The organism is Acidovorax sp. SUPP1855 (assembly GCF_030158955.1).
Lineage (GTDB): Bacteria > Pseudomonadota > Gammaproteobacteria > Burkholderiales > Burkholderiaceae_C > Paracidovorax.
This window is the reverse complement of the sequence record NZ_BQXI01000008.1, coordinates 1-20,151: the sequence shown is the minus strand read 5'-3', so window position 1 is coordinate 20,151 and position 20,151 is coordinate 1. Positions and strand designations below refer to the sequence as shown.

17 protein-coding genes are annotated in these 20,151 nt (G+C 65.8%); 11 read left to right on the top strand and 6 right to left on the bottom strand.

Annotation, left to right across the window (positions count from 1 at the left end):
- Positions 1-2 precede the first annotated feature (2 nt).
- Positions 3-4,889, top strand: a complete 4,887-nt coding sequence (locus AVMA1855_RS08970) for a calcium-binding protein (protein ID WP_502870302.1) — start codon at positions 3-5, stop codon at positions 4,887-4,889.
- A 66-nt stretch (positions 4,890-4,955) separates the two neighbouring features.
- Here the strand turns inward: AVMA1855_RS08970 and upp are convergent, their stop codons facing one another.
- The 3 genes from upp to AVMA1855_RS08955 form a co-directional block, all read right to left on the bottom strand.
- Positions 4,956-5,585, bottom strand: coding sequence for a uracil phosphoribosyltransferase (gene upp, locus AVMA1855_RS08965; protein WP_272552393.1), 630 nt, complete (start codon positions 5,583-5,585; stop codon positions 4,956-4,958).
- A gap of 108 nt (positions 5,586-5,693) precedes the next feature.
- On the bottom strand, positions 5,694-6,668 hold the full coding sequence (locus tag AVMA1855_RS08960) for a threo-3-hydroxy-L-aspartate ammonia-lyase (protein ID WP_284425442.1): 975 nt from the start codon (positions 6,666-6,668) through the stop codon (positions 5,694-5,696).
- A gap of 169 nt (positions 6,669-6,837) precedes the next feature.
- Positions 6,838-7,698 carry an enoyl-CoA hydratase-related protein gene (locus AVMA1855_RS08955; protein WP_284425441.1) on the bottom strand — a complete coding sequence of 287 codons (861 nt, stop codon included), beginning with the start codon at positions 7,696-7,698 and terminating at the stop codon, positions 6,838-6,840.
- Between the two features lie 141 nt (positions 7,699-7,839).
- On the opposite strand from AVMA1855_RS08955, the gene AVMA1855_RS08950 reads away from it, so the two are divergent.
- Positions 7,840-8,607: a basic amino acid ABC transporter substrate-binding protein gene (locus AVMA1855_RS08950; protein WP_284425440.1), complete on the top strand. Its 768-nt coding sequence runs from the start codon at positions 7,840-7,842 to the stop codon at positions 8,605-8,607.
- Positions 8,608-8,709: 102 nt separating this feature from the next.
- A complete protein-coding gene (locus AVMA1855_RS08945; protein ID WP_284425439.1) occupies positions 8,710-9,477 on the top strand; it encodes an amino acid ABC transporter permease in 768 nt (255 codons plus the stop codon).
- 26 nt (positions 9,478-9,503) lie between these two features.
- On the opposite strand, the gene AVMA1855_RS08940 is transcribed toward AVMA1855_RS08945, so the two are convergent.
- Together AVMA1855_RS08940 and AVMA1855_RS08935 are read right to left on the bottom strand one after the other, a co-directional pair.
- Complete coding sequence (locus AVMA1855_RS08940; RefSeq protein ID WP_284425438.1) at positions 9,504-10,205, bottom strand: glutathione binding-like protein; 702 nt, start codon at positions 10,203-10,205, stop codon at positions 9,504-9,506.
- Positions 10,206-10,243: 38 nt separating this feature from the next.
- On the bottom strand, positions 10,244-11,752 hold the full coding sequence (locus AVMA1855_RS08935) for a helicase HerA-like domain-containing protein (protein ID WP_284425437.1): 1,509 nt from the start codon (positions 11,750-11,752) through the stop codon (positions 10,244-10,246).
- Positions 11,753-11,834: 82 nt separating this feature from the next.
- Here AVMA1855_RS08935 and AVMA1855_RS08930 point away from each other — a divergent pair, with 82 nt between their 5' ends.
- The 5 genes from AVMA1855_RS08930 to rlmH all read left to right on the top strand — a co-directional run bounded on the left by AVMA1855_RS08930 (position 11,835) and on the right by rlmH (position 16,389).
- On the top strand, positions 11,835-12,554 hold the full coding sequence (locus AVMA1855_RS08930) for a YebC/PmpR family DNA-binding transcriptional regulator (RefSeq protein WP_272563766.1): 720 nt from the start codon (positions 11,835-11,837) through the stop codon (positions 12,552-12,554).
- Between the two features lie 82 nt (positions 12,555-12,636).
- Positions 12,637-13,917 carry a phosphoribosylamine--glycine ligase gene (purD, locus tag AVMA1855_RS08925; RefSeq protein WP_284400358.1) on the top strand — a complete coding sequence of 427 codons (1,281 nt, stop codon included), beginning with the start codon at positions 12,637-12,639 and terminating at the stop codon, positions 13,915-13,917.
- Positions 13,917-14,882, top strand: coding sequence for an oxygen-dependent coproporphyrinogen oxidase (hemF, locus tag AVMA1855_RS08920; RefSeq protein ID WP_284412352.1), 966 nt, complete (start codon positions 13,917-13,919; stop codon positions 14,880-14,882). The genes purD and hemF overlap by 1 nt, the downstream gene beginning before the upstream one ends.
- A 192-nt stretch (positions 14,883-15,074) precedes the next feature.
- A complete protein-coding gene (gene rsfS / locus AVMA1855_RS08915; protein WP_284425436.1) occupies positions 15,075-15,902 on the top strand; it encodes a ribosome silencing factor in 828 nt (275 codons plus the stop codon).
- 19 nt (positions 15,903-15,921) lie between these two features.
- Positions 15,922-16,389 (top strand): 23S rRNA (pseudouridine(1915)-N(3))-methyltransferase RlmH, encoded by a 468-nt coding sequence (gene rlmH / locus AVMA1855_RS08910; protein ID WP_054255308.1) that lies wholly within the window; start codon positions 15,922-15,924, stop codon positions 16,387-16,389.
- 20 nt (positions 16,390-16,409) lie between these two features.
- Here the strand turns inward: rlmH and AVMA1855_RS08905 are convergent, their stop codons facing one another.
- Positions 16,410-17,030 carry a GNAT family N-acetyltransferase gene (locus tag AVMA1855_RS08905; protein WP_284425435.1) on the bottom strand — a complete coding sequence of 207 codons (621 nt, stop codon included), beginning with the start codon at positions 17,028-17,030 and terminating at the stop codon, positions 16,410-16,412.
- Between the two features lie 116 nt (positions 17,031-17,146).
- On the opposite strand from AVMA1855_RS08905, the gene AVMA1855_RS08900 reads away from it, so the two are divergent.
- The 3 genes from AVMA1855_RS08900 to AVMA1855_RS08890 all read left to right on the top strand — a co-directional run bounded on the left by AVMA1855_RS08900 (position 17,147) and on the right by AVMA1855_RS08890 (position 20,007).
- A complete protein-coding gene (locus tag AVMA1855_RS08900) occupies positions 17,147-17,764 on the top strand; it encodes a Maf family protein (protein WP_284425569.1) in 618 nt (205 codons plus the stop codon).
- A 76-nt stretch (positions 17,765-17,840) separates the two neighbouring features.
- Positions 17,841-19,328 carry a ribonuclease G gene (gene rng, locus AVMA1855_RS08895; RefSeq protein ID WP_284400347.1) on the top strand — a complete coding sequence of 496 codons (1,488 nt, stop codon included), beginning with the start codon at positions 17,841-17,843 and terminating at the stop codon, positions 19,326-19,328.
- A gap of 154 nt (positions 19,329-19,482) precedes the next feature.
- Positions 19,483-20,007, top strand: coding sequence for a TetR/AcrR family transcriptional regulator (locus AVMA1855_RS08890; RefSeq protein WP_284425434.1), 525 nt, complete (start codon positions 19,483-19,485; stop codon positions 20,005-20,007).
- Positions 20,008-20,151 lie beyond the last annotated feature (144 nt).

Below are 20,151 nucleotides of genomic sequence, written 5' to 3'. Positions count from 1 at the left end.
TTATTGATCCTTATGACGTCGGCATTGCGGTCAATACCTGCTTCAACGAAGCCCGAAGCTGGACGACTCCCCGAGACCCGCTGGTCCTGGACCTGGACGGAGACGGCATCGAAGCCGTCGGCATCGACCCCGCCCGCCCCATCCTCTTCGACCACGACGGCGACGGCACGCGCAACGCCACCGGCTGGATCAAGGGCGACGACGGCCTCGTCGTGCTGGACCGCAACGGCAACGGGGTCATCGACTCCGGGCGCGAACTGTTCGGCGACCAGACCTTGAAACCCGTGGACAGCTACGGCCAAACGCTCGCCTACGCCAATGGCTACGAAGCCCTGGCCGCAGAGGACGGCAACGGCGACAAGGTGATCGACGCCAACGATGCGGTGTATTCGCAGCTGCGCATCTGGAAGGACATCAACCAGGATGGGATTTCCCAAGCAGGCGAGATGCACACCCTGGCCGATTTGGGCATCGCCAGCATCGGCGTGGCGGGCACCGCCAGCAATGTGAATCTGGGCAACGGCAATACCCAGCCCTTCAGCGGCAGTTTCACCCGCACCAACGGCACCACCGGCCTCAGTGGCGTGGCCGAGGTCACCGGCAGCCTGTTGCTGGCCTCCAATAATTTCTACCGCGAGTTTTCCGACGACCCAGCTGTCACGGCTGCGGCTGGTGCCTTGCCCCAGATGGGCGGCAGCGGCTGGGTGCGCGATCTGCGCGAGGCCATGAGCTTGCCCGGCGAGGCGGCGCAGAGCCTGCAAACCCAGGTGGCTGCCTTTGCAGCAGGCGCCACCCGAGATGCCCAGTTGGCGCTCGTGGACGATCTGCTGACGCAATGGGCCGATACCTCGGGCAAGCGGGTGACCGACATTGGTTTTTACTACCTGGTGTATAGCGAAGGCGGCTTGGTGACGGGACCTCGGGACCCGATGTTTGGGGCGTCGCAGGCTACGTTGAGCATCTCGACGGATGACAAACAGCTTTCGGCGGCAGAGAGTCAGGCCGTGCTCAGGAAACTGAACGTGCTGGAGGTCTTCAACGGCACCAAGTTCATTCAGATTTCAAGCACGAACAGCTCCGGTGGTGGCGGTGGCGGCGGCGGCTTGGGGGCCCCAGGCAGTGGCGGTGGCGTGGGCGCTGCGGCAGACCCCGTCAGTCGCTATGCAGCCACTCTGTCCGCCCCGCAGGCCGTCTTGCTCAACCAAAGCTATGACGAACTGCGCGAAAGCGTCTATGGCGCGCTGGTCGTGCAAACGCGCCTCAAGCCCTACCTGGACAGTGTGGCGATCACCATTGACGACCAAGGCGTCGGCTTCGACACCAGCGGGCTGTCTGCCATGCTGGATGCCCGCAAGGCGGGCAGCGAGCGTGAGGGGCTGATCGATCTGGTGGAACTGACCCGTTACCAGGGAAACCTGCTCACCGCCGTGGGCTTTGACGGGCTGGGCACGCTGGCGCAGTGGATCGATGCCCTGCCGGCGGGCGATGCGTTGCGCGGCGAATTGGCGGGCATGGTCCTGTCCGGTGCTGCTCCGGGAACGGCCCACAACGACCTCTACCTGGGCGGCGCGGGCAATGACACCTTCCTGGCCGGGGATGCGTACGATCAGATGAAGGGCGGTGCAGGCGATGACCAGCTGTACGGTGGTGCGGGCGATGACATGCTGGAAGGCGGGGCAGGCAACGACCGACTCAACGGCGGGGCCGGCGCCAACACCTATCGCTTTGGCAGGGGGGATGGGCAGGATCTGATCGAGCGCAAGGTCAACTACGGCAAGATCGGTGTGCTGCGGTTCAAGGAGGGCGTGCAGGCTTCGGACTTGGTTCTGCGCCGGGTCCATGACTATGAGCGGTCCGTGCACAACGGCGCGCTGGAGGTGTCGATCGCTGGTACGAACGACAAGGTGGTCATCAACGGGTTTTTCGATAACGTGCAGAACGGCAATGGCGACCCGGTGGCGACCGACAGTTCAGTGCAGCGCTTCCAGTTCGCCGACGGCACGGTGTGGGACTTGGCCGCGATGACGCAGCGGATGCTCATGGGCACCGATGGAGCCGACCTCATCGTCGGTACGTCCGGCAACGACACGATCCGTGGCAACGGGGGCGACGATGTTCTCTACGGCGCGGCGGGCGACGACACGCTGGACGGCGGGGCGGGCAACGATCGGCTGAACGGCGGAGTAGGCGCAGATACTTACCGGTTCGGTAAGGGCGATGGCCAGGACGTGATCGAACGCAAGGCCAGCGACGGCAGCATCGGCGTGCTGCAGTTCAAGGACGGCGTGCAGGCCTCGGAGCTGGTTCTGCGTCGGGTCTATGACTATGAGCGGTCCGTCTACAACGGCGCGCTGGAGGTGTCGATCGCCGGCACGAACGACAAGGTGGTCATCAACGGGTTCTTTCAGAACGTGGCGAACGGTGATCCGGTGGCGACGGATAGCGCAGTGCAGCAGATCCAGTTCGCCGACGGCACGGTATGGGACCTGGCCGCAATGACGCAGCGGATGCTCAACGGCACGGATGCCGCCGACACCATCGTCGGCACGTCCGGCAACGACACGCTCCACGGCAATGGAGGCAACGACGTCTTATACGGCGCGGCTGGCGATGACGTGCTGTACGGCGGTGCGGGTGACGACCTGCTGGACGGTGCGACAGGCGACGATGTGCTCGACGGCGGTACGGGCAATGACCGGCTCGATGGCGGGGCTGGGGCCAACACCTACCGCTTCGGCAAGGGCGATGGCCAGGACACCATCGCGTTCAAGCGCGACGGCAGCGATGGCAAGACCGGCGTGCTGCAGTTCAAGGAAGGGTTGCAGGCCTCGGAGCTGATCCTGCGTCGCGTGTATGACACCGATCGTTCTTTGTACAACAGTGCGCTGGAAGTATCGATCGCTGGCACGAACGACAAGGTGGTCATCAACGGGTTTTTCGGTAACGTGCAGAACGGCGATCCAGTGGCGACGGACAGTTCGGTGCAGCAGATTCAGTTCGCCGACGGCACGGTATGGGACCTGGCGGCGATGACGCAACGGATGCTCACAGGCACCAATGCTGCCGACACCATCGTTGGCACGTCCGGCAACGACACGATCCACGGCAATGGAGGCGATGACGCCCTGTATGGCGCGGCGGGCGATGACACGCTGGACGGCGGGGCAGGCAACGACCGGCTCAATGGTGGAGCGGGGGCCAACACCTACCGCTTCGGCAAGGGTGACGGGCAGGACGTGATCGAAACCAAGGCCAATGACGGCAAGACCGGCGTGCTGCAGCTCAAGGACGGGGTGCAGGCCTCGGAGGTGATCCTGCGCCGTGTGTATGACACGGAACGGGCCTTGTACAACAGCGCGCTGGAGGTGTCCATCGCCGGCACGAGCGACAAGGTGGTCGTCAATGGTTTTTTCAGTAACGTGCAGAACGGTGATCCGGTGGCGACGGACAGTTCGGTGCAGCAGATTCAGTTCGCCGACGGCACGGTATGGGACCTGGCCGCGATGACGCAACGGATGCTCACGGGCACCGATGGAGCCGACCTCATCGTCGGTACGTCCGGCAACGACACGATCCGTGGCAACGGGGGCGACGATGCCCTCTACGGCGCGGCGGGCGACGACACGCTGGACGGCGGGGCAGGCAACGACCGGCTCAATGGTGGAGCGGGTGCCAACACCTACCGCTTCGGCAAGGGTGACGGGCAGGACGTGATCGAAACCAAGGCCAATGACGGCAAGACCGGCGTGCTGCAGTTCAAGGAAGGGGTGCAGGCCTCGGAACTGATCCTGCGTCGCGTGTATGACACCGATCGTTCCTTGTACAACAGCGCGCTGGAGGTGTCGATCGCCGGCACGAAAGACAAGGTGGTCGTCAACGGGTTTTTCGGTAACGTGCAGAACGGTGATCCAGTGGCGACGGACAGCTCGGTGCAGCAGATCCAGTTCGCCGACGGCACGGTATGGGACTTGGCGGCGATGACGCAACGGATGCTCACGGGCACCAATGCCGCCGACACCATCGTTGGCACGTCCGGCAACGACACGATCCAGGGCAATGGAGGCGACGATGCCCTCTACGGCGCGGGCGGCAACGACACGCTGGACGGCGGGGCAGGTAACGACCGGCTCAATGGCGGGGCAGGTGCGAACACGTACCGGTTCGGCAAGGGCGATGGCCAGGACGTGATCGAGCGCAAGGCCAACGACGGCAACATCGGTGTGCTGCAATTCAAGGATGGCGTGCTGGCCTCGGATGTGACGCTGAGCCGGGTTTATGACCAGGAGCGCTATGAATCCAATGGCGCGCTGGAGGTATCGATTGCTGGCACAGCCGATAAGGTGGTCATCAACGGGTTCTTCCAGAACGGCGACCCGGTGGCGATTGAGAGTTCTGTGCAGCGGTTCCAGTTCGCTGATGGCACAGCCTGGGATCTGGCAGTGATTCAAAACCAGCTGGCGGCTGCGTCCACATCACAAGCAGGCAAGGACGCAATGATTGCCAACGATTCGACGGAATTGAACAGCGAAAGGCCTTACGTGTTCGACGATGGCGTTGCCGGCATGTCCGGCACCAACAAGCCCTATCTGTTCACGGATTTGGACGATGCCGACTTCGTGGCGCTGAAGCCGCTGGAAAAAGAAGCATCGGTCAGCACGGTGACGCCGCTCGACTGGGGCATTGCGCCGTTGGAGCTATCCGCAGGCGTTCAGTGGAAGCCGTTGTTTCAATCGATCGAGGCGGATGGCGCCTCCGCTTCACTGGACAGCCAGGCCCGATTGCTGGCGAACGCGATGGCACAGTTTGCACCGCCTGCAGGCATCGATGCCAAGGGCTGGGCAGCAGCCCAGGACGGCCAATGGAAGGTCATTGCCGCGCATTGGCAGTAAACCTGAATCGCGCATAAACAAAAACCCTGGGGCGACGTCCCAGGGTTTTTGTGACGGTGGCGTGGGTTACTTCGTCCCGAAGATCCGGTCGCCCGCATCGCCCAGCCCGGGCAGGATGTAGCCGTGGTCGTTCAGTTCGCGGTCGATCGCGGCGGTATAGATCGGCACGTCGGGGTGGGCCTTTTGCAAGGTGGCTACGCCTTCCGGTGCGGCCAGCAGGCAGACGAACTTGATCGAGCGGGGGTTGAGTTTCTTCAGGCGGTCCACCGCGGCCGCGGCGGAGTTGCCGGTGGCGAGCATGGGGTCCACGACGATGATGTCGCGCTCTTCCATCTCGGAAGGCATCTTGAAGTAGTACTCGACCGGCTGGAGGGTTTGCGGGTCGCGGTACAGGCCGATGTGGCCCACGCGGGCGCCCGGGATCACGTTGAGCATGCCGTCCAGAAATCCGTTGCCGGCGCGCAGGATGGACACGAGCACCTGCTTCTTGCCGTCGATCACCTGGCCCGTCATGGTTTCCAGCGGGGTTTCGATCTGCACGTCCTGCAGCGGCATGTCGCGCGTGACCTCGTAGGCCATCAGGGTGCTGAGTTCACCGAGCAGGCGGCGAAAGCTGTTGGTGCTGGCGTCCTTCTTGCGCATCAGGGTCAGCTTGTGCTGGACCAGGGGATGGGTGATGACGTGGACATTGCTCATGGGCTGGGGCCTCTTGTTGGGAAAGTGAAAAGCTGGAAAACCGGTCTGCAGGGGCAGGGGAAAGAAAAGGTGCGTGCGTCGCCGCGCAGGGGCGGCGCGGGGCGCGGATCAGTCTGCCAGAAAGCGTGCGTACCGCGCCAGGTTGACGTTGCCGCCGCTCACGACGATGCCCACGCGCTTGCCGTGCAGGTCCACGCCGCCGTGCAGGGCGCCCGCGAAGGCGAGGGCGCCGGTGGGCTCCACGACGATCTTCATGCGTTCGGCGAAAAAGCGCAGGGCCTGGACCAACTGCTCGTCGGTGGCGGTGACGATGTCGGCCACGTCGCGCTGGATGATGGGAAAGGTGATGCTGCCCAGCGCCTGGGTCTGCGCGCCGTCGGCGATGGTATGGGGCGTGTCGATGCGCACGATGCGGCCGGCGCGCAGCGATTGCTGGGCGTCGTTGCCGGCGGCCGGCTCCACGCCGATCACCTGGCAGTCGGGGGCCAGCGTCTTCGCGGCCAGGAGGCTGCCGGACAGCAATCCGCCGCCGCCCAGGCACACGAACAGGTAGTCGAGGTCGGGCACTTCTTCGAGCAGCTCCTTGGCGGCGGTGCCCTGGCCGGCGATGACATGCGGATGGTCGAACGGCGGCACCAGGGTCATGCCGCGCTCCTGCGCGAGCCGGTGGCTGATGGCTTCGCGGTCTTCGGTGAACCGGTTGTAGGTGACGACCTGGGCGCCGTACTCGCGTGTGGCGGCCATCTTGGCGGTGGGCGCATCCTCGGGCATGACGATCAGGGCGGGCATGTCCAGCAGGCGGGCCGAGAGGGCGATGGCCTGCGCGTGGTTGCCGGAAGAAAAAGCCAGCACGCCGCCTTCGCGCTGGGTGGCGTCGAACTGCGCCAGGGTGTTGTAGGCGCCGCGGAACTTGAAGGCGCCCATGCGCTGCAGGTTCTCGCACTTGAAAAAGAGCTGGGCGCCGCACTGCTGGTCCGCCGTGCTGGAGCGCGCCACGGGCGTGCGGTGCGCGACGCCCTGGAGCCGATGGGCCGCGTCGGCGACGTCGGTGTAGGTGGGCAGGGCCGGGATGTGCGTAGGCATGGCAGTGTCCTCGCGTAGACGGGATCGGAAAGAGCACGCATCATAGCCCGCCAGCGAGCGGCGGAGCGCCGAAATGGGCTGCAGCGTAAGCCCAGCAAGCGCAGGCAGCTATCGAATTTGATAGCAAAGGCCCGCCTGTCGCAGCCCGCAGGCCGGGCGGACCGATCGCTCACTCTCCATCGCTGAATCGCTGCAGCGGCGCGAGCGCGGGAAAGGCGCCCTCGCGCCTGCCACGCATCGCGTCCACGGCCTCGCCCACATGCCGGTTGCTCCAGATCGCACCCTGCAGCCAGCCCATCTGGCGCAGGCTGTCGTCCACCGAGTGGTCGCGCGCATAGTGCACGGCCTGCTTGGTGCCCCAGATGGCGACCGGCGGCTTGGCGGCGATCTCGCGGGCGCAGGCCAGGGCCGCATCCAGCATTGCCGCCTGCGTGTCGAACAGTTCGTTGACCAGCCCGCAGGCCAGGGCGCGCGGTGCGGGCAGGCGCCGGCCGGTGTAGGCCAGCTCCTTGACGATGCCCAGCGGAATCAGCTTGGGCAGGCGCTGCAGCGTGCCCACGTCGGCCACCATGCCGATGTTGATCTCCTGGATGCAGAAGAATGCGTCCTGCGTGGCGTAGCGGATGCAGGCGGCCGTCACCATGTCCACCGCGCCGCCGATGCAGCCGCCGTGGATGGCGGCGATCACGGGGATGCGCAGCGATTCGATGCGCGTGAACGTGGCCTGCATGTCGGTCAGCAGGTCGAAAAGGGCGGCGCGGCCTTCGGGGCTCTGGTCGTCCATGGCGATGGCGCCACCGAACGTATCCAGCGCCATGCCGGCCGAAAAGTGCTTGCCCGTGCTGCTGATGACCAGCGCGCGCGCCTCGCCCGACCGGTGCAGCCTCGCCAGCACGGTGTCCAGCTCGCGCCAGAATGCCGGGTGCATGGTGTTCAGGGCCTCCGGCCGGTTCAGCACCAGATGAGCCACCTGGTCCGTGATGGCGAGCGAAAAACAGGTGAGGGCGGGGAGGTCGGTGGTATCGGTCATGCGGCGCACTCTAGGCGGGTTGGCGCCAAGGCCGCCGTCACCTGTGCGACGGCGGCGTTGGGCGGCACCGCAAGGAAGGCACGGGGGGCCGGCCGATATACTTCCCGGTCCTGTTTCCGGGCTTTCCCGCCCCATCTCCCCATGCAAATCTCCCGCCGCCTTTTCGCCCTGGGCCTTGGCCTGGCTGCCGCAATGACCGCTCCGCTGGCTGCCCACGCGCAGGACCGCGAGCTGACCGTGGCCTCCAGCGCCACCTACGCGCCGTTCGCCTTCGAGAACAAGGACAAGCAGATCGTCGGTTTCGACATCGACATCATCAACGCCATCGCGAAGAAGCAGTCGCTCAAGATCAAGGTGGTGAACACCCCCTGGAGCGGCATTTTCGCGGCACTGAACAACGGCGACGTGGATCTGGTGATCTCCGGCGTGACCATCAACGACAAGCGCCGCCAGAGCTACGACTTCACCGAGCCGTACTTTGCCGCGCAGCAGCTGATCGCCGTGCCCAAGGCGAGCTCCGTGGCCTCGCTGAAGGACCTGACAGGCAAGAAGATCGCCGTAGTGAATGCCTCCACGGCGGACGACGTGGCCTCGCGCGAGTTCGGCAAGACCAGCCCGAACATCCGGCGCTTCGAGAGCACGCCGCTCATCATTTCCGAACTGGCGGGCGGCGGCGTGGATGCGGCCATCGGCGACAACGGCGTGATCGCCTACCGCGTGGCGCAGAACGCCGCGCTGAAGACGGTGGAAGACCCCGCGTTCCCTGTCGAGGGCTTCGGCATTGTCGTCAAGAAGGGCGACAAGGCGCTGCAGGACAAGCTCAACGCCGGCCTGGCCGCCGTGCGGGCCGATGGCAGCTACAACGAGATCTACAAGAAGTGGTTCGGCAAGGAATACAAGCCACGCTGATCGCTGATCGGCACGCCGCTTTTCGGCATGACACCACGGCCGCGCTGCGGCCGTTTTTGCGGGCGCCTATGCGCCCGACGCGACCAATGAGAGGAAGAGGCCATGGAGCCTGTTGAGTGGTGTGGCTGGTTCCGGCCGGACATCCTGGTGGAATACAAGGACCTGTTCATCCAGGGCGCGTGGATGACGATCGGCGTGACGGTGGTGTGCGTGCTGCTGGGCGGCACATGGGGTCTGTTGCTCGCGCTGGCCCGCCTGGCGCAGGCGCGCCATGCGCCGCTGAGCTGGGTGTGCCGCTATCTGCTGCGGTGGCCATCCACCGTGTATGTGAGCTTCTTTCGCGGCACGCCGTTGTTCGTGCAGATCCTGCTGATGCACTTCGCGGTGCTGCCGCTGTTCATCCATCCGACGTCGGGCCTGCTGGTGACGGGCGACTTCGCGCGCACGCTCAAGCAGGAGCATGGCGCGCTGATCTCGGGGATCGTGGCGCTCACGCTCAATTCCGCCGCGTACATCTCGGAGGTGTTCCGCGCGGGCATCCAGTCGATCGCGCGCGGGCAGTCCGATGCGGGGCGCTCGCTGGGCTTCACGCCCGGGCAGGTGATGCGCTACGTGGTGCTGCCGCAGGCCTTTCGCCGCATGCTGCCGCCGCTGGGCAACAACGCGATTGCGCTGCTGAAAGACACCTCGCTGATCTCCGCCATCGGCCTGGCCGAGATGGCCTATGCCGCGCGCACCGTGGCCGGGGCCTATTCGCGCTATTGGGAGCCGTATCTGGCGATTGCCCTGGCCTACTGGATCATGACGCTCGCGCTGACCGGCGCGCTGCGCAGGCTGGAAAGCCACCTGGCGCGCAGCGACCGGGTCTGAAGCCGCTGCTGGAAGGCGCTGGCGGTTCAGCGCCGCACGGTGCTGGCGTCCTGCCCGAACAGCACCTTCTTCGCGTCTTCGTCCACGGTGGGGGCGGTGTTGATGCGCTGGACCAGGTCGTACGCCCTGACGGTGGCGGGGCGCTCGCGGATGCGTTCGAACCATTGCGCCAGATGCGGGAAGTCCTTGAGATTCTGCCGCTGGCGCTCGTGTGGCACGATCCAGGGGTAGCAGGCCATGTCGGCGATGGAATACGTGCCGGCGATGTACTCGCGCCCATCGGACAGGTGCTTGTCCAGCACGCCATACAGCCGCCCGGTTTCCTTCACGTAGCGGTCGATCGCGTAGGCGATGGGCTCCGGCGCATATTGCGTGAAGTGGTGGTTCTGCCCCGCCATGGGCCCCAGGCCGCCCATCTGCCAGAACAGCCATTGCAGGGCTTCGGTGCGGCCGCGCAGGTCCTGGGGAACGAACTTTCCCGTCTTGTCGGCCAGGTACAGCAGGATGGCGCCGGATTCGAACACCGAAATGGGCTCGCCGCCGCCCTTGGGCGCATGGTCCACGATGGCGGGAATGCGGTTGTTGGGTGCGATGCGCAGGAAGTCGGGCTGGAACTGCTCGCCCCGGCCGATGTTCACGGGCCGCACGCGATAAGGCAATGCGGCCTCTTCGAGGAACATCGTGATCTTGTGGCCGTTGGGCGTGGTCCAGTAGTGCAGGTCGATCATGGCAGGGTTCCTTGGTTTTTCTGGCGAGGGCGGATTCATCAGCGCTTGCGGCCGCCGAACAGGCTGCCCAGCACGCCGCGCAGGATCTCCTTGCCCAGCGAGGTGCCCATGGTGCGCACGGCGGATTTGGCCATGGTCTGCACCAGCCCGTCGTGCTTGCCGCCGCGTGGGCCGGTCGAGCCGAACAGCACGTCGTTCAGCCCGCCCATTACACCGCCGCCCGCACCGTCGGTGGTGCCCCCCTTGGAGCCGGCGGGCGCCGTGGCGGCGGCTTCGGTGCGGCCCTGGAGCTTTTCGTAGGCGGATTCACGGTCCACGGCTTTCTCGTACACGCCGGCGACGAGCGAACCGGCCAGCAACGCCTGGCGCTGGGCGGGCGTGATGGGCCCCAACTGGCTGGCGGGGGGCAGCACGAACACGCGCTCGGTCACGCTGGGCCGGCCCTTGGCGTCCAGGAAGCTCACCAACGCCTCGCCCACCGCCAGTTCGGTGATGGCGGTTTCGATGTCCAGGCCCGGTTTCTGGCGCATGGTGGCGGCCGTGGCCTTCACCGCTTTCTGATCGCGCGGTGTGAAGGCGCGCAGCGCGTGCTGCACGCGGTTGCCCAGCTGGGCCAGGACGCTGTCGGGAATGTCGAGCGGGTTCTGGGTGACGAAATACACGCCCACGCCCTTGGACCGCACCAGCCGCACCACCAGTTCGATGCGCTCGACGAGCACCTTGGGCGCTTCGTTGAACAGCAGGTGGGCCTCGTCGAAAAAGAAGACGAGCTTGGGGACTTCCGGATCGCCGATCTCGGGCAACTGCTCGAACAGTTCCGACAGCATCCACAGCAAGAAGGTGGCATACAGGCGCGGCGAATTCATGAGCTTGTCGGCGGCCAGGATATTCACGACGCCTCGCCCGTCCACCGTCTGCATGAGGTCGTTGATGTCGAGCATGGGCTCGCCGAAGAACTGGGTGCCGCCTTGTTGCTCGATCTGCAACAGGCCCCGTTGGATCGCGCCTACGCTGGCGGCGCTGATATTGCCGTACCCTGTCGTGAATTCCTTGGCGTTGTCACCGACGTACTGGAGCATGGCCCGCAGGTCTTTGAGGTCGAGCAGCAGCAGGCCGTTGTCGTCGGCGATCTTGAAAACCAGGTTGAGCACGCCCAGCTGGATCTCGTTCAGGTTGAGCATGCGGCCCAGCAGCAGCGGGCCCATGTCGGACACCGTGGCGCGCACCGGGTGGCCTTGCTGGCCGAACACGTCCCATAGGGTGGTGGGGCAGGCCAGGGGCTCCGGCAGCGGAAGGTCACGCTCCTTGAGCGTGGCCGCCAGCTTGTCGCCGATACTGCCCGGTTGGCTGATGCCGGTGAGGTCACCCTTGATGTCGGCCATGAACACCGGCACACCGATGCGCGAGAAGCCTTCGGCCAGCGTCTGAAGGGTGACCGTCTTGCCCGTGCCGGTGGCACCGGTGATGAGGCCGTGGCGGTTGGCCAGGCCGGGCAGCAGATGGCATTCGGTGGTGCCATGCTTGGCAATGAGAAGAGGTTCGGCCATGGCGTCGGGGTGCGGAGTGGGGTGGGGTGCGTCAAAAGTAAAATCGCGGGCAGTAGATTAAATCAATACCAGAAGGACTCCTGTGGCAGGACACAGCAAATGGGCAAACATCCAGCATCGCAAAGGTCGGCAGGATGAAAAGCGCGGCAAGATCTGGACCCGGATCATTCGAGAGATCACGGTGGCGGCACGGGCGGGCGGGGGCGATGTCTCCGCCAATCCCCGGTTGCGTCTGGCCATCGAAAAGGCCAAGGCGGCGAACATGCCGGCCGACCGCATCAAGTACAACATCGACAAGGCCACCGGCAATGCCGAAGGCGTGAGCTACGAGGAAATCCGCTACGAAGGCTATGGCATCGGCGGTGCGGCCATCATCGTGGACACCATGACCGACAACCGCGTGCGCACCGTGGCCGAAGTGCGCCACGCCTTCAGCAAGCATGGAGGCAACATGGGCACCGAAGGCTCCGTGGCCTTCCAGTTCAAGCACTGCGGCCAATTGATCTTCGCACCCGGCACCAGCGAGGACCAGGTGATGGAAGTGGCCCTGGAAGCCGGTGCGGAGGATGTGGTCACGGGCGAGGACGGCGCCATCGAAGTGCTCACCGCCTACGCCGATTTCGAAGCGGTGAAGAACGCGCTGGAGGCCGCCGGCCTGGTGCCCGAGGTGGCCGAGGTCACCATGCGCGCCGAAAACACCATCGAGCTCGAAGGCGAAGACGCCGCGCGCATGCAAAAACTCCTCGACGTGCTGGAAGACCTAGACGACGTGCAAGAGGTCTATCACAACGCTGCCTTATGAACATGAGCCTGAACCTCTGCAATCGATCCCTGCCCGCCGAAGGGCCCACCTGCCTGCCGCCAGCGGCCCATCGGAGTCCGGTATGAAAGTCCTTGTGATTGGCGGCGGCGGCCGTGAACACGCCATGGCCTGGAAGCTTTCGCAGTCTCCCAAGGTCACGAAGGTCTATGTGGCGCCGGGCAACGGCGGCACGGCCCTGAACCCCAAGCTCGAGAACGTGGCCATCACCGATGTGCGCGAACTGCGCGCCTGGGCGCACGACCAGAAGATCGCGCTGACCGTGGTCGGCCCCGAGGCGCCTCTGGCCGCCGGCGTGGTGGACGAATTCCGCGCGCACGGGCTGCGCATCTTCGGCCCCACGAAGGCTGCCGCGCAGCTTGAAAGCTCCAAGGCTTTCTCCAAGGCCTTCATGCGCCGCCATGGCATTCCCACGGCGGACTACGACACGTTCACCGACCCGGCGGCGGCCCATGCCTTCGTGGAGCGGCTGGGCGCCCCGATCGTTATCAAGGCCGACGGCTTGGCGGCCGGCAAAGGCGTGGTGGTGGCCATGTCGCTGCAGGAGGCCCACGACGCGGTGGATTTCATGCTGGTGGACAACAAGTACGGCGTGACGCACAACGAAGGCGGCGCACGCGTCGTGATCGAAGCGTTCCTGCAGGGCGAGGAAGCCAGCTTCATCGTGCTGTGCGACGGCAAGAACGTCACCGCCCTGGCGACCAGCCAGGACCACAAGCGCCTGAAGGACGGCGACCAGGGCCCCAACACCGGTGGCATGGGCGCGTATTCGCCCGCGCCCGTAGTGACTGCCGACGTGCATGCCCGGGCCATGCGCGAGATCATCCTGCCCACCATCCGTGGCATGGAAAAGGATGGCATTCCGTACACGGGCTTCCTGTACGCCGGCCTGATGATCGATTCGACCGGTCACCCCAAGACGCTGGAGTTCAACTGCCGGATGGGTGATCCCGAGACGCAGCCGATCCTCATGCGCCTCAAGAGCGATTTCGTCGATGTGCTGGGCGCTGCAGTGGACGGCAAGCTCGACCAGGTCGAATTGCAATGGGACCGCCGCACCGCGCTGGGCGTGGTGATGGCCGCGCACGGCTACCCGGAAGATCCGCGCAAGGGCGATGCGATCACGGGCCTGCCTGCGGACGCCGACGAAGCCATGGTGTTCCATGCCGGCACGGCGCTGAAGGACGGCGTGCCGCACACCACGGGCGGACGCGTGCTGTGCGTGACGGTGCTGGCCGACAGCGTGAAGCAGGCGCAGCAGCGCGTGTACGACGTGGCCCGTGGCATCCATTTCGATGGCGCGCAGTACCGCCGAGACATCGGCCATCGCGCGGTGAAGAGCTGATGGCGGCACCCGCACCAGCGCCTGCCCTGAACGCGGCCGACACGGCCACCCGCGTGCGGGCCTACCTGGAAGGGCTGCAGGCGCGCATCACCTCGGCCCTGGAAGAGATCGAAGGGCCCGCCGCGCGCGGCGGTGGCCGGTTCCTGAACGATGCGTGGCGCAAGGCGCCGGGCGAACCGCTGCAGGGCGATGGCATCACCCGCATCCTGGAGGGCGGCCGCGTGTTCGAGCGCGCGGGCTGCGGCTTCTCGCACGTGCGGGGCGCTACGCTGCCGCCATCGGCCACGCAGCACCGGCCCGAGCTGGCCGGTGCGCCGTTCGAGGCCATGGGGGTATCGCTGGTGTTCCACCCGGTCAACCCCTATGTGCCGACGGTGCACATGAACGTGCGCATGATCGTGGCGGCTCCGGCCGAAGGCGCGCCGGTGTGCTGGTTCGGCGGTGGCATGGACCTCACGCCCTACTACGGTTTCGAGGAAGACGCGGTGCACTTTCACCGCGCCTGCCGCGATGCGCTCAACCCCTTCGGCGAGGGCCTGTACCTGCGTTTCAAGCGCTGGTGCGACGAGTACTTCTATCTCAAGCACCGCAACGAGCAGCGTGGCGTGGGCGGTATCTTCTTCGACGACTTTTCCGAGCTGGGCTTCGAGCGCAGCCTGGGCATGGTGCAGTCCGTGGGGGACGCGTTCCTGGGCGCCTACCTGCCCATCGTGCATCGGCGCCAGGCGATCCCGTTCGGTGATCGGCAGCGCGAGTTCCAGTGCTACCGGCGCGGTCGCTACGTGGAGTTCAACCTGGTGTGGGACCGGGGCACGCACTTCGGCCTGCAGTCGGGCGGGCGCACCGAATCGATCTTGCTGTCGATGCCGCCCATGGCGGGCTGGTCGTACCAGCGCCAGGAGGCTCCGGGCTCGCCCGAGGCCGAGCTCACGCGGCGCTTTCTAGTGCGGCGGGACTGGCTCTGACCCAGCCCGTGCGTTCGCAAAAAGGCCGAAAGCTATAATTTCAATAGCTGCCCGCGCTCATCCCATGAGCGCCCAAGGCCAAAAACACCCTTGATGTGCGCGGGATGGCCGAATCGCCACCCGGGCCCGCCGCATTGGCCGATGCCCGGGTTGCACGCTAGTATTGGCCCATCCTTTTTAGACAAACGCCTGATGACCACCTCCTCCAAATCGGAATCCGCTGCCAAAAAAGACGTCACCAAGCTCCAGCGCGCCATCGTCGATGGCCTGGAAGACGTCAAAGCGCAAGACATCCAGGTGTTCAACACCGAGCACCTCTCGCCGCTGTTCGAGCGCGTGATCGTGGCTTCGGGCACCTCCAACCGCCAGACCAAGGCACTGGCGGCCAGCGTGCGCGATGCGGTGCGCGAAGCGGGCTTCGGCAAGCCCCGCATCGAGGGTGAGGACAACGGCGAGTGGATCATCGTGGACTGCGGCGCCGCCGTGGCGCACATCATGCAGCCGGCCATCCGCCAGTACTACCGCCTGGAAGAGATCTGGGGCGATACCCCCGTGCGCCTGAAGCTCGGCGCTGCTAAACCCAAGGCCGTGGAAGGCGCGGCAGGCACTGCGAAGAAAAAGCCCGCCGCCAAGAAGGCCGCCGCCGCTCCCGAACAACCCGCCCGCAAGCCCGGCGTGAGCAAGGTCGCCGCCAAGGCACCTGCTGCGAAAGCCCCGGCCAAGACCGCAGCCAAGGCGACCGCAAAGCCGGCCGGCCGTGGCGCCCTGAAGCAGGCCGCGCCTGCAAAGACGACTGCGAAGACGGCGGCCAAGACGACCGCCAAGCCGGTGGCCAAGGCGCCCATCAAAACCCTGGTGGTCAAGCCCATCGCCAAGAAGACGGCGGGCAAGCCCGCAGCCAAGAAGGCTCCGGGCCGCTCCACCGCCGCTGCGGCCCCCAAGGCAGCGCCCCGTGCTGCCATCGTGAAGACGGCGGCCAAGCGCCCCGCCGCCAAGAAGTCGCCGACCCGCAGGGGCTGAGCCAGCGCCTGAGCGATCGATGAAGTTGCTGATCGTGGCCGTGGGCCAGCGGGTGCCCGATTGGGCGCAGACGGCCTACGACGACTACGCCAAGCGGTTTCCTCCGGAACTGAAGGTCGAGCTCAAGGCGGTGAAGACCGAGCCGCGCGGCTCCAAGACGCTGGAGACGCTCTACGCCGCCGAGCGCGAGCGCATCGAGGCCGCCATACCCCGCGGCACCCGTGTGGTGGCGCTGGACGAGCGGGGCACGTCCCTCACCACCAAAGCACTCGCAGAGCGCCTCAAAGGCTGGCAATTGGGGGGCGACGACGTGGCCCTGGTCATCGGCGGACCCGATGGCCTGGACCCCGCCTTTCGGCAGGCTGCGCACGAGCGCATACGGCTGTCCGACCTGACCTTGCCGCACGCCATGGTGCGGGTGCTGCTGATCGAGCAGCTTTACCGGGCGTGGTCGGTGAACGCGGGGCACCCCTACCACCGCGAATGAGCGCTGACGACCCGGCGGTGTCAGGCCTCGGCCAGTTCTTCGGACGGCGCAGCCGTTGCGCTGAGGTTGGCGGCTGGCGCCTGCAGGGCATAGGCGGGCGCGAACTCCGTGGCCAGCAGGCTGAAGGACAGCAGATCATGGTGCCGTCCGCTCCAGAACCCTGCACTGCGCAGCAGCCCTTCCCGCTGGAACATCCAACGCTGCAGCATGCGGATCGATGGCAGGTTGTCGGGATGCACCGTGGCGCTGATGCGCATCAGCTGGAGATGGAGGAAGCACCAGTTCAGCACCCTGCCGATTGCTTCGTTCATGAAGCCCTGGCCCTGGTACGGCGCCGCTAGTTCATAGCCCAGTGCGGCGCTGAGCGTGGCGGCGTCGCATTGCGTGAAGTTGCATTGCCCGATCATGCCCGGCGCGTCCTTGCGCTCGATGGCCCAGCAGAACTCCGGGACGGGCCGCTGCGTCAACTGATCGGCCCAGTTCACGAAATCCAGCGCACCCTCCAGATCGTGGATCGCGTTGTAGCCGGCCCACTGCCTTGACTCCGCATGCGCATGCATGGCGAGCATGGCCGGCGCATCGGCCGCCACCATCTTGCGCAGCCTGAGCCGCGGTGTCTCCAGTGTGGGAAAGAAGATCATGCGCCATTCTTGAAAAGGCTGGCAGCGCAGGGCCGCCGGTTCCCGAAGCAGCCGACGGCGAACCGAAGCGGCGCAGCGAGAACGATCGGCTATCCTCGCGCCCCGTGCCGTCCTCTATTCCTTCCTTCATCTATCTCGCATCCCAAAGCCCGCGCCGCCGCCAACTGCTCGATCAGTTGGGGGTTCGCCATGAACTGCTGCTGCCCAATGCCGATGGCGATGTGGCGGAAGATGCAGAGGCCATCGAGGTGCCGCTGGCCAGCGAGCCGCCCGCCCGCTACGTGCAGCGTGTCACGGGGCTCAAGCTTGATGCGGCCGTCGCCCGCCGTGCCCGGCGCGGGTTGCCGGATGCGCCCATCCTTTGCTCGGACACCACGGTGGCCTGCGGCCGCACGATCTACGGCAAGCCCGAGGATGCCGCAGATGCGCGCCGCATGCTGGGCGAGTTGTCGGGGCGCACGCACCGCGTGCTCACGGCGGTGGCCTTGCACCACGGCGAAACCCGGTCGCTCGCGCTGTCGGTCTCTAAAGTGACCTTTGCTACTCTCACGCCCGCCCAGATCGCGGCATATGTGGACAGCGGCGAGCCCATGGGCAAGGCCGGGGCGTATGGCATCCAGGGGCCCGCGGCGCAGTACGTGTCGCACTTGGCCGGCAGCTATACCGGCATCATGGGATTGCCCCTGTTCGAGACGGCGCAACTGCTGCGCTCGGCCGGCATGCTGCGCGACTGAATGGCGATGTGGGTTCGGTGAGCCCTCCATTCAGGCGGGTTTCAGGCATCATGGGTGGCCACTTTTTTCCGACCCCATGCAACAAGACATCCTGATCAACTGGTCCCCCCAAGAAACCCGCGTGGCGGTGGTCGAGCACGGCGCGGTGCAGGAACTGCACGTGGAACGCACCCTGGAGCGGGGCCTGGTGGGCAACGTGTATCTGGGCAAGGTCTCGCGCGTGCTGCCGGGCATGCAGTCGGCGTTCATCGACATTGGGCTGGAGCGCGCGGCGTTCCTGCACGTGGCGGACGTGTGGCACCGCCAGGAAGGCGGCGAGGCACCCATGTTCGCGCGCAAGGGCGAGCCGCCGGTGCCCATCGAGAAACAGGTGTTCGAAGGCCAGTCGCTCATGGTGCAGGTCATCAAGGACCCCATCGGCACCAAGGGCGCGCGCCTGTCCACGCAGATCAGCATCGCGGGAAGGCTGCTGGTGTTTCTGCCCCAGGACGACCACGTGGGCGTGTCGCAGAAGATTCCTGCCGACGAGCGCGATGCCCTGCGCGGGCGGCTGCAGGCACTGGTGGGCGACAAGGCGTCGGGAGGCGGCGGCGGGTTCATCCTGCGAACCAATGGGGAAGATTCCACCGACGCCGAACTGGCCGAAGACATCGCCTACCTGCGCAAGACCTGGGCGCGCATCAAGGACGCCTCGCTGCGTCTGCCACCCATGTCGCTGCTGCACCAGGACCTGAGCCTGCTTCAGCGCGTGCTGCGCGATCTGGTGGGGGAGGAAACGGCCACCATCCGCATCGACTCGCGCGAACAGTTTTCCGCACTGCAGGCCTTCGGGCACGAGTTCATGCCGGCTGCGGCGCCCAAGCTGCAGCTGTACAAGGGCGAGCGGCCCATCTTCGACCTGTATGGCATCGACGAGGAAATCGGCCGGGCCCTGGGCCGGCGCGTCGATCTGAAGTCGGGCGGCTACCTGATCGTGGACCAGACCGAAGCACTGACCACCATCGATGTGAACACGGGCGGCTATGTGGGCGCCCGCAATTTCGACGACACCATTTTCAAGACCAACCTGGAGGCGGCGCAGGCCATCGCACGGCAGTTGCGGCTGCGCAATCTGGGCGGCATCGTGATTGCGGACTTCATCGACATGGCGCGTGAAGACCACCAGCAGGCCGTGCTCGCGGAGTTCAAGAAGCAGCTTGCTCGCGACCGGGTCAAGACCATGGCCGGGGGCTTTTCGCAATTGGGCCTGGTCGAGATGACGCGCAAGCGCACCCGCGAATCCCTGGCCCACATGCTGTGCGAACCCTGCGAGCATTGCCAGGGCAAAGGCATCGTGAAGACCGCGCGCAGCGTGTGCTACGACATCCTGCGAGAAATCTTGCGCGAGGCGCGCCAGTTCAACCCGCGCGAGTTTCGCGTGGTCGCCTCGCCGCGCGTGGTGGAGTTGTTCCTCGACGAGGAGAGCCAGCACCTGGCCGGGCTGTCGGACTTCATCGGCAAGCCCATCTCGTTGCAGGCGGAAACGGCGGTGGGGCAGGAGCAGTACGACATCGTGCTGCTCTGAGACACGGGCTTGCCGCCCCAACCAGCCAACTTGCAATCCTTATCGGGGCGCGGTCAAGCGGCCCCTGCATCAGCCCCGGAAAACACAAGGGATCGGTAGCGCCATGGTGGAGCCCAACGCCATAATAAACAATCCATCTGGATGGTTTGTATGTATGTCTGAAGCCCATAAACGCCTGAAACAACCCGAGTGGGTGCGAACCCAGTTGCTTGCCGTGGCAGCCGATCTGCTGGTGCAGGATGGCCCGGATGCGGTCACCTTGGACTCCGTCGCGCACCGTGCCGGCGTGACCAAAGGCGGCTTGCAGCACCACTTTCGCACCAAGCAATCGCTGCTGGATGCGCTGTGCGATCAGTTGTTCGATGCATTCGACGTGTTCTACGCCGCGGCACTCGAATCCGAGCCCGAAGCTCCAGGGCGGCATGCGCGGGCCTACCTGAAGACCTGTTTCCAAGGCGGCCAGACTGCCGAAGAGCGCCTCACGCAGCGTGCCATTGCCTTGCTGGCTTTGGCGTTGCCGGCCTGCCGCGAGCGCTGGAGCGCCAAGATGCGCGCCCTGCTGGCCGAGGACCGTGCCGACCCCGCCGCCGCGGACCGCTTGTTCCTGTGCCGCCTGGCGGCCGACGGCTTCTGGTTCGACCAGTTGCTGGATGGGAGCCTCTCACAACCCCATGTTTGACGAATCCGAACAGGAATGAGTGGGCGCCAGTAGCCGTTTGAGCGTGATGAGGCCCAGCAGCGGTCTGCGCCTGGGTGCATGAGGGGCCTTGCAGGCCCGGTGGCTCAGGCTTTCACCGTTTGCAGGCGCACTTGTGCCTTGCCA

What these genes read in the sequence shown, in the direction of transcription:
- AVMA1855_RS08890 (WP_284425434.1), top strand. Translation starts at nt 19,483, where the DNA reads ATGTCTGAAGCCCATAAACGCCTGAAACAACCCGAGTGGGTGCGAACC.
- AVMA1855_RS08940 (WP_284425438.1), bottom strand. Translation starts at nt 10,205, where the DNA reads ATGATCGACCTGCACTACTGGACCACGCCCAACGGCCACAAGATCACG.
- upp (WP_272552393.1), bottom strand. Translation starts at nt 5,585, where the DNA reads ATGAGCAATGTCCACGTCATCACCCATCCCCTGGTCCAGCACAAGCTG.
- AVMA1855_RS08950 (WP_284425440.1), top strand. Translation starts at nt 7,840, where the DNA reads ATGCAAATCTCCCGCCGCCTTTTCGCCCTGGGCCTTGGCCTGGCTGCC.
- AVMA1855_RS08905 (WP_284425435.1), bottom strand. Translation starts at nt 17,030, where the DNA reads ATGATCTTCTTTCCCACACTGGAGACACCGCGGCTCAGGCTGCGCAAG.
- AVMA1855_RS08935 (WP_284425437.1), bottom strand. Translation starts at nt 11,752, where the DNA reads ATGGCCGAACCTCTTCTCATTGCCAAGCATGGCACCACCGAATGCCAT.
- AVMA1855_RS08945 (WP_284425439.1), top strand. Translation starts at nt 8,710, where the DNA reads ATGGAGCCTGTTGAGTGGTGTGGCTGGTTCCGGCCGGACATCCTGGTG.
- AVMA1855_RS08955 (WP_284425441.1), bottom strand. Translation starts at nt 7,698, where the DNA reads ATGACCGATACCACCGACCTCCCCGCCCTCACCTGTTTTTCGCTCGCC.
- purD (WP_284400358.1), top strand. Translation starts at nt 12,637, where the DNA reads ATGAAAGTCCTTGTGATTGGCGGCGGCGGCCGTGAACACGCCATGGCC.
- rlmH (WP_054255308.1), top strand. Translation starts at nt 15,922, where the DNA reads ATGAAGTTGCTGATCGTGGCCGTGGGCCAGCGGGTGCCCGATTGGGCG.
- hemF (WP_284412352.1), top strand. Translation starts at nt 13,917, where the DNA reads ATGGCGGCACCCGCACCAGCGCCTGCCCTGAACGCGGCCGACACGGCC.
- rng (WP_284400347.1), top strand. Translation starts at nt 17,841, where the DNA reads ATGCAACAAGACATCCTGATCAACTGGTCCCCCCAAGAAACCCGCGTG.
- rsfS (WP_284425436.1), top strand. Translation starts at nt 15,075, where the DNA reads ATGACCACCTCCTCCAAATCGGAATCCGCTGCCAAAAAAGACGTCACC.
- AVMA1855_RS08960 (WP_284425442.1), bottom strand. Translation starts at nt 6,668, where the DNA reads ATGCCTACGCACATCCCGGCCCTGCCCACCTACACCGACGTCGCCGAC.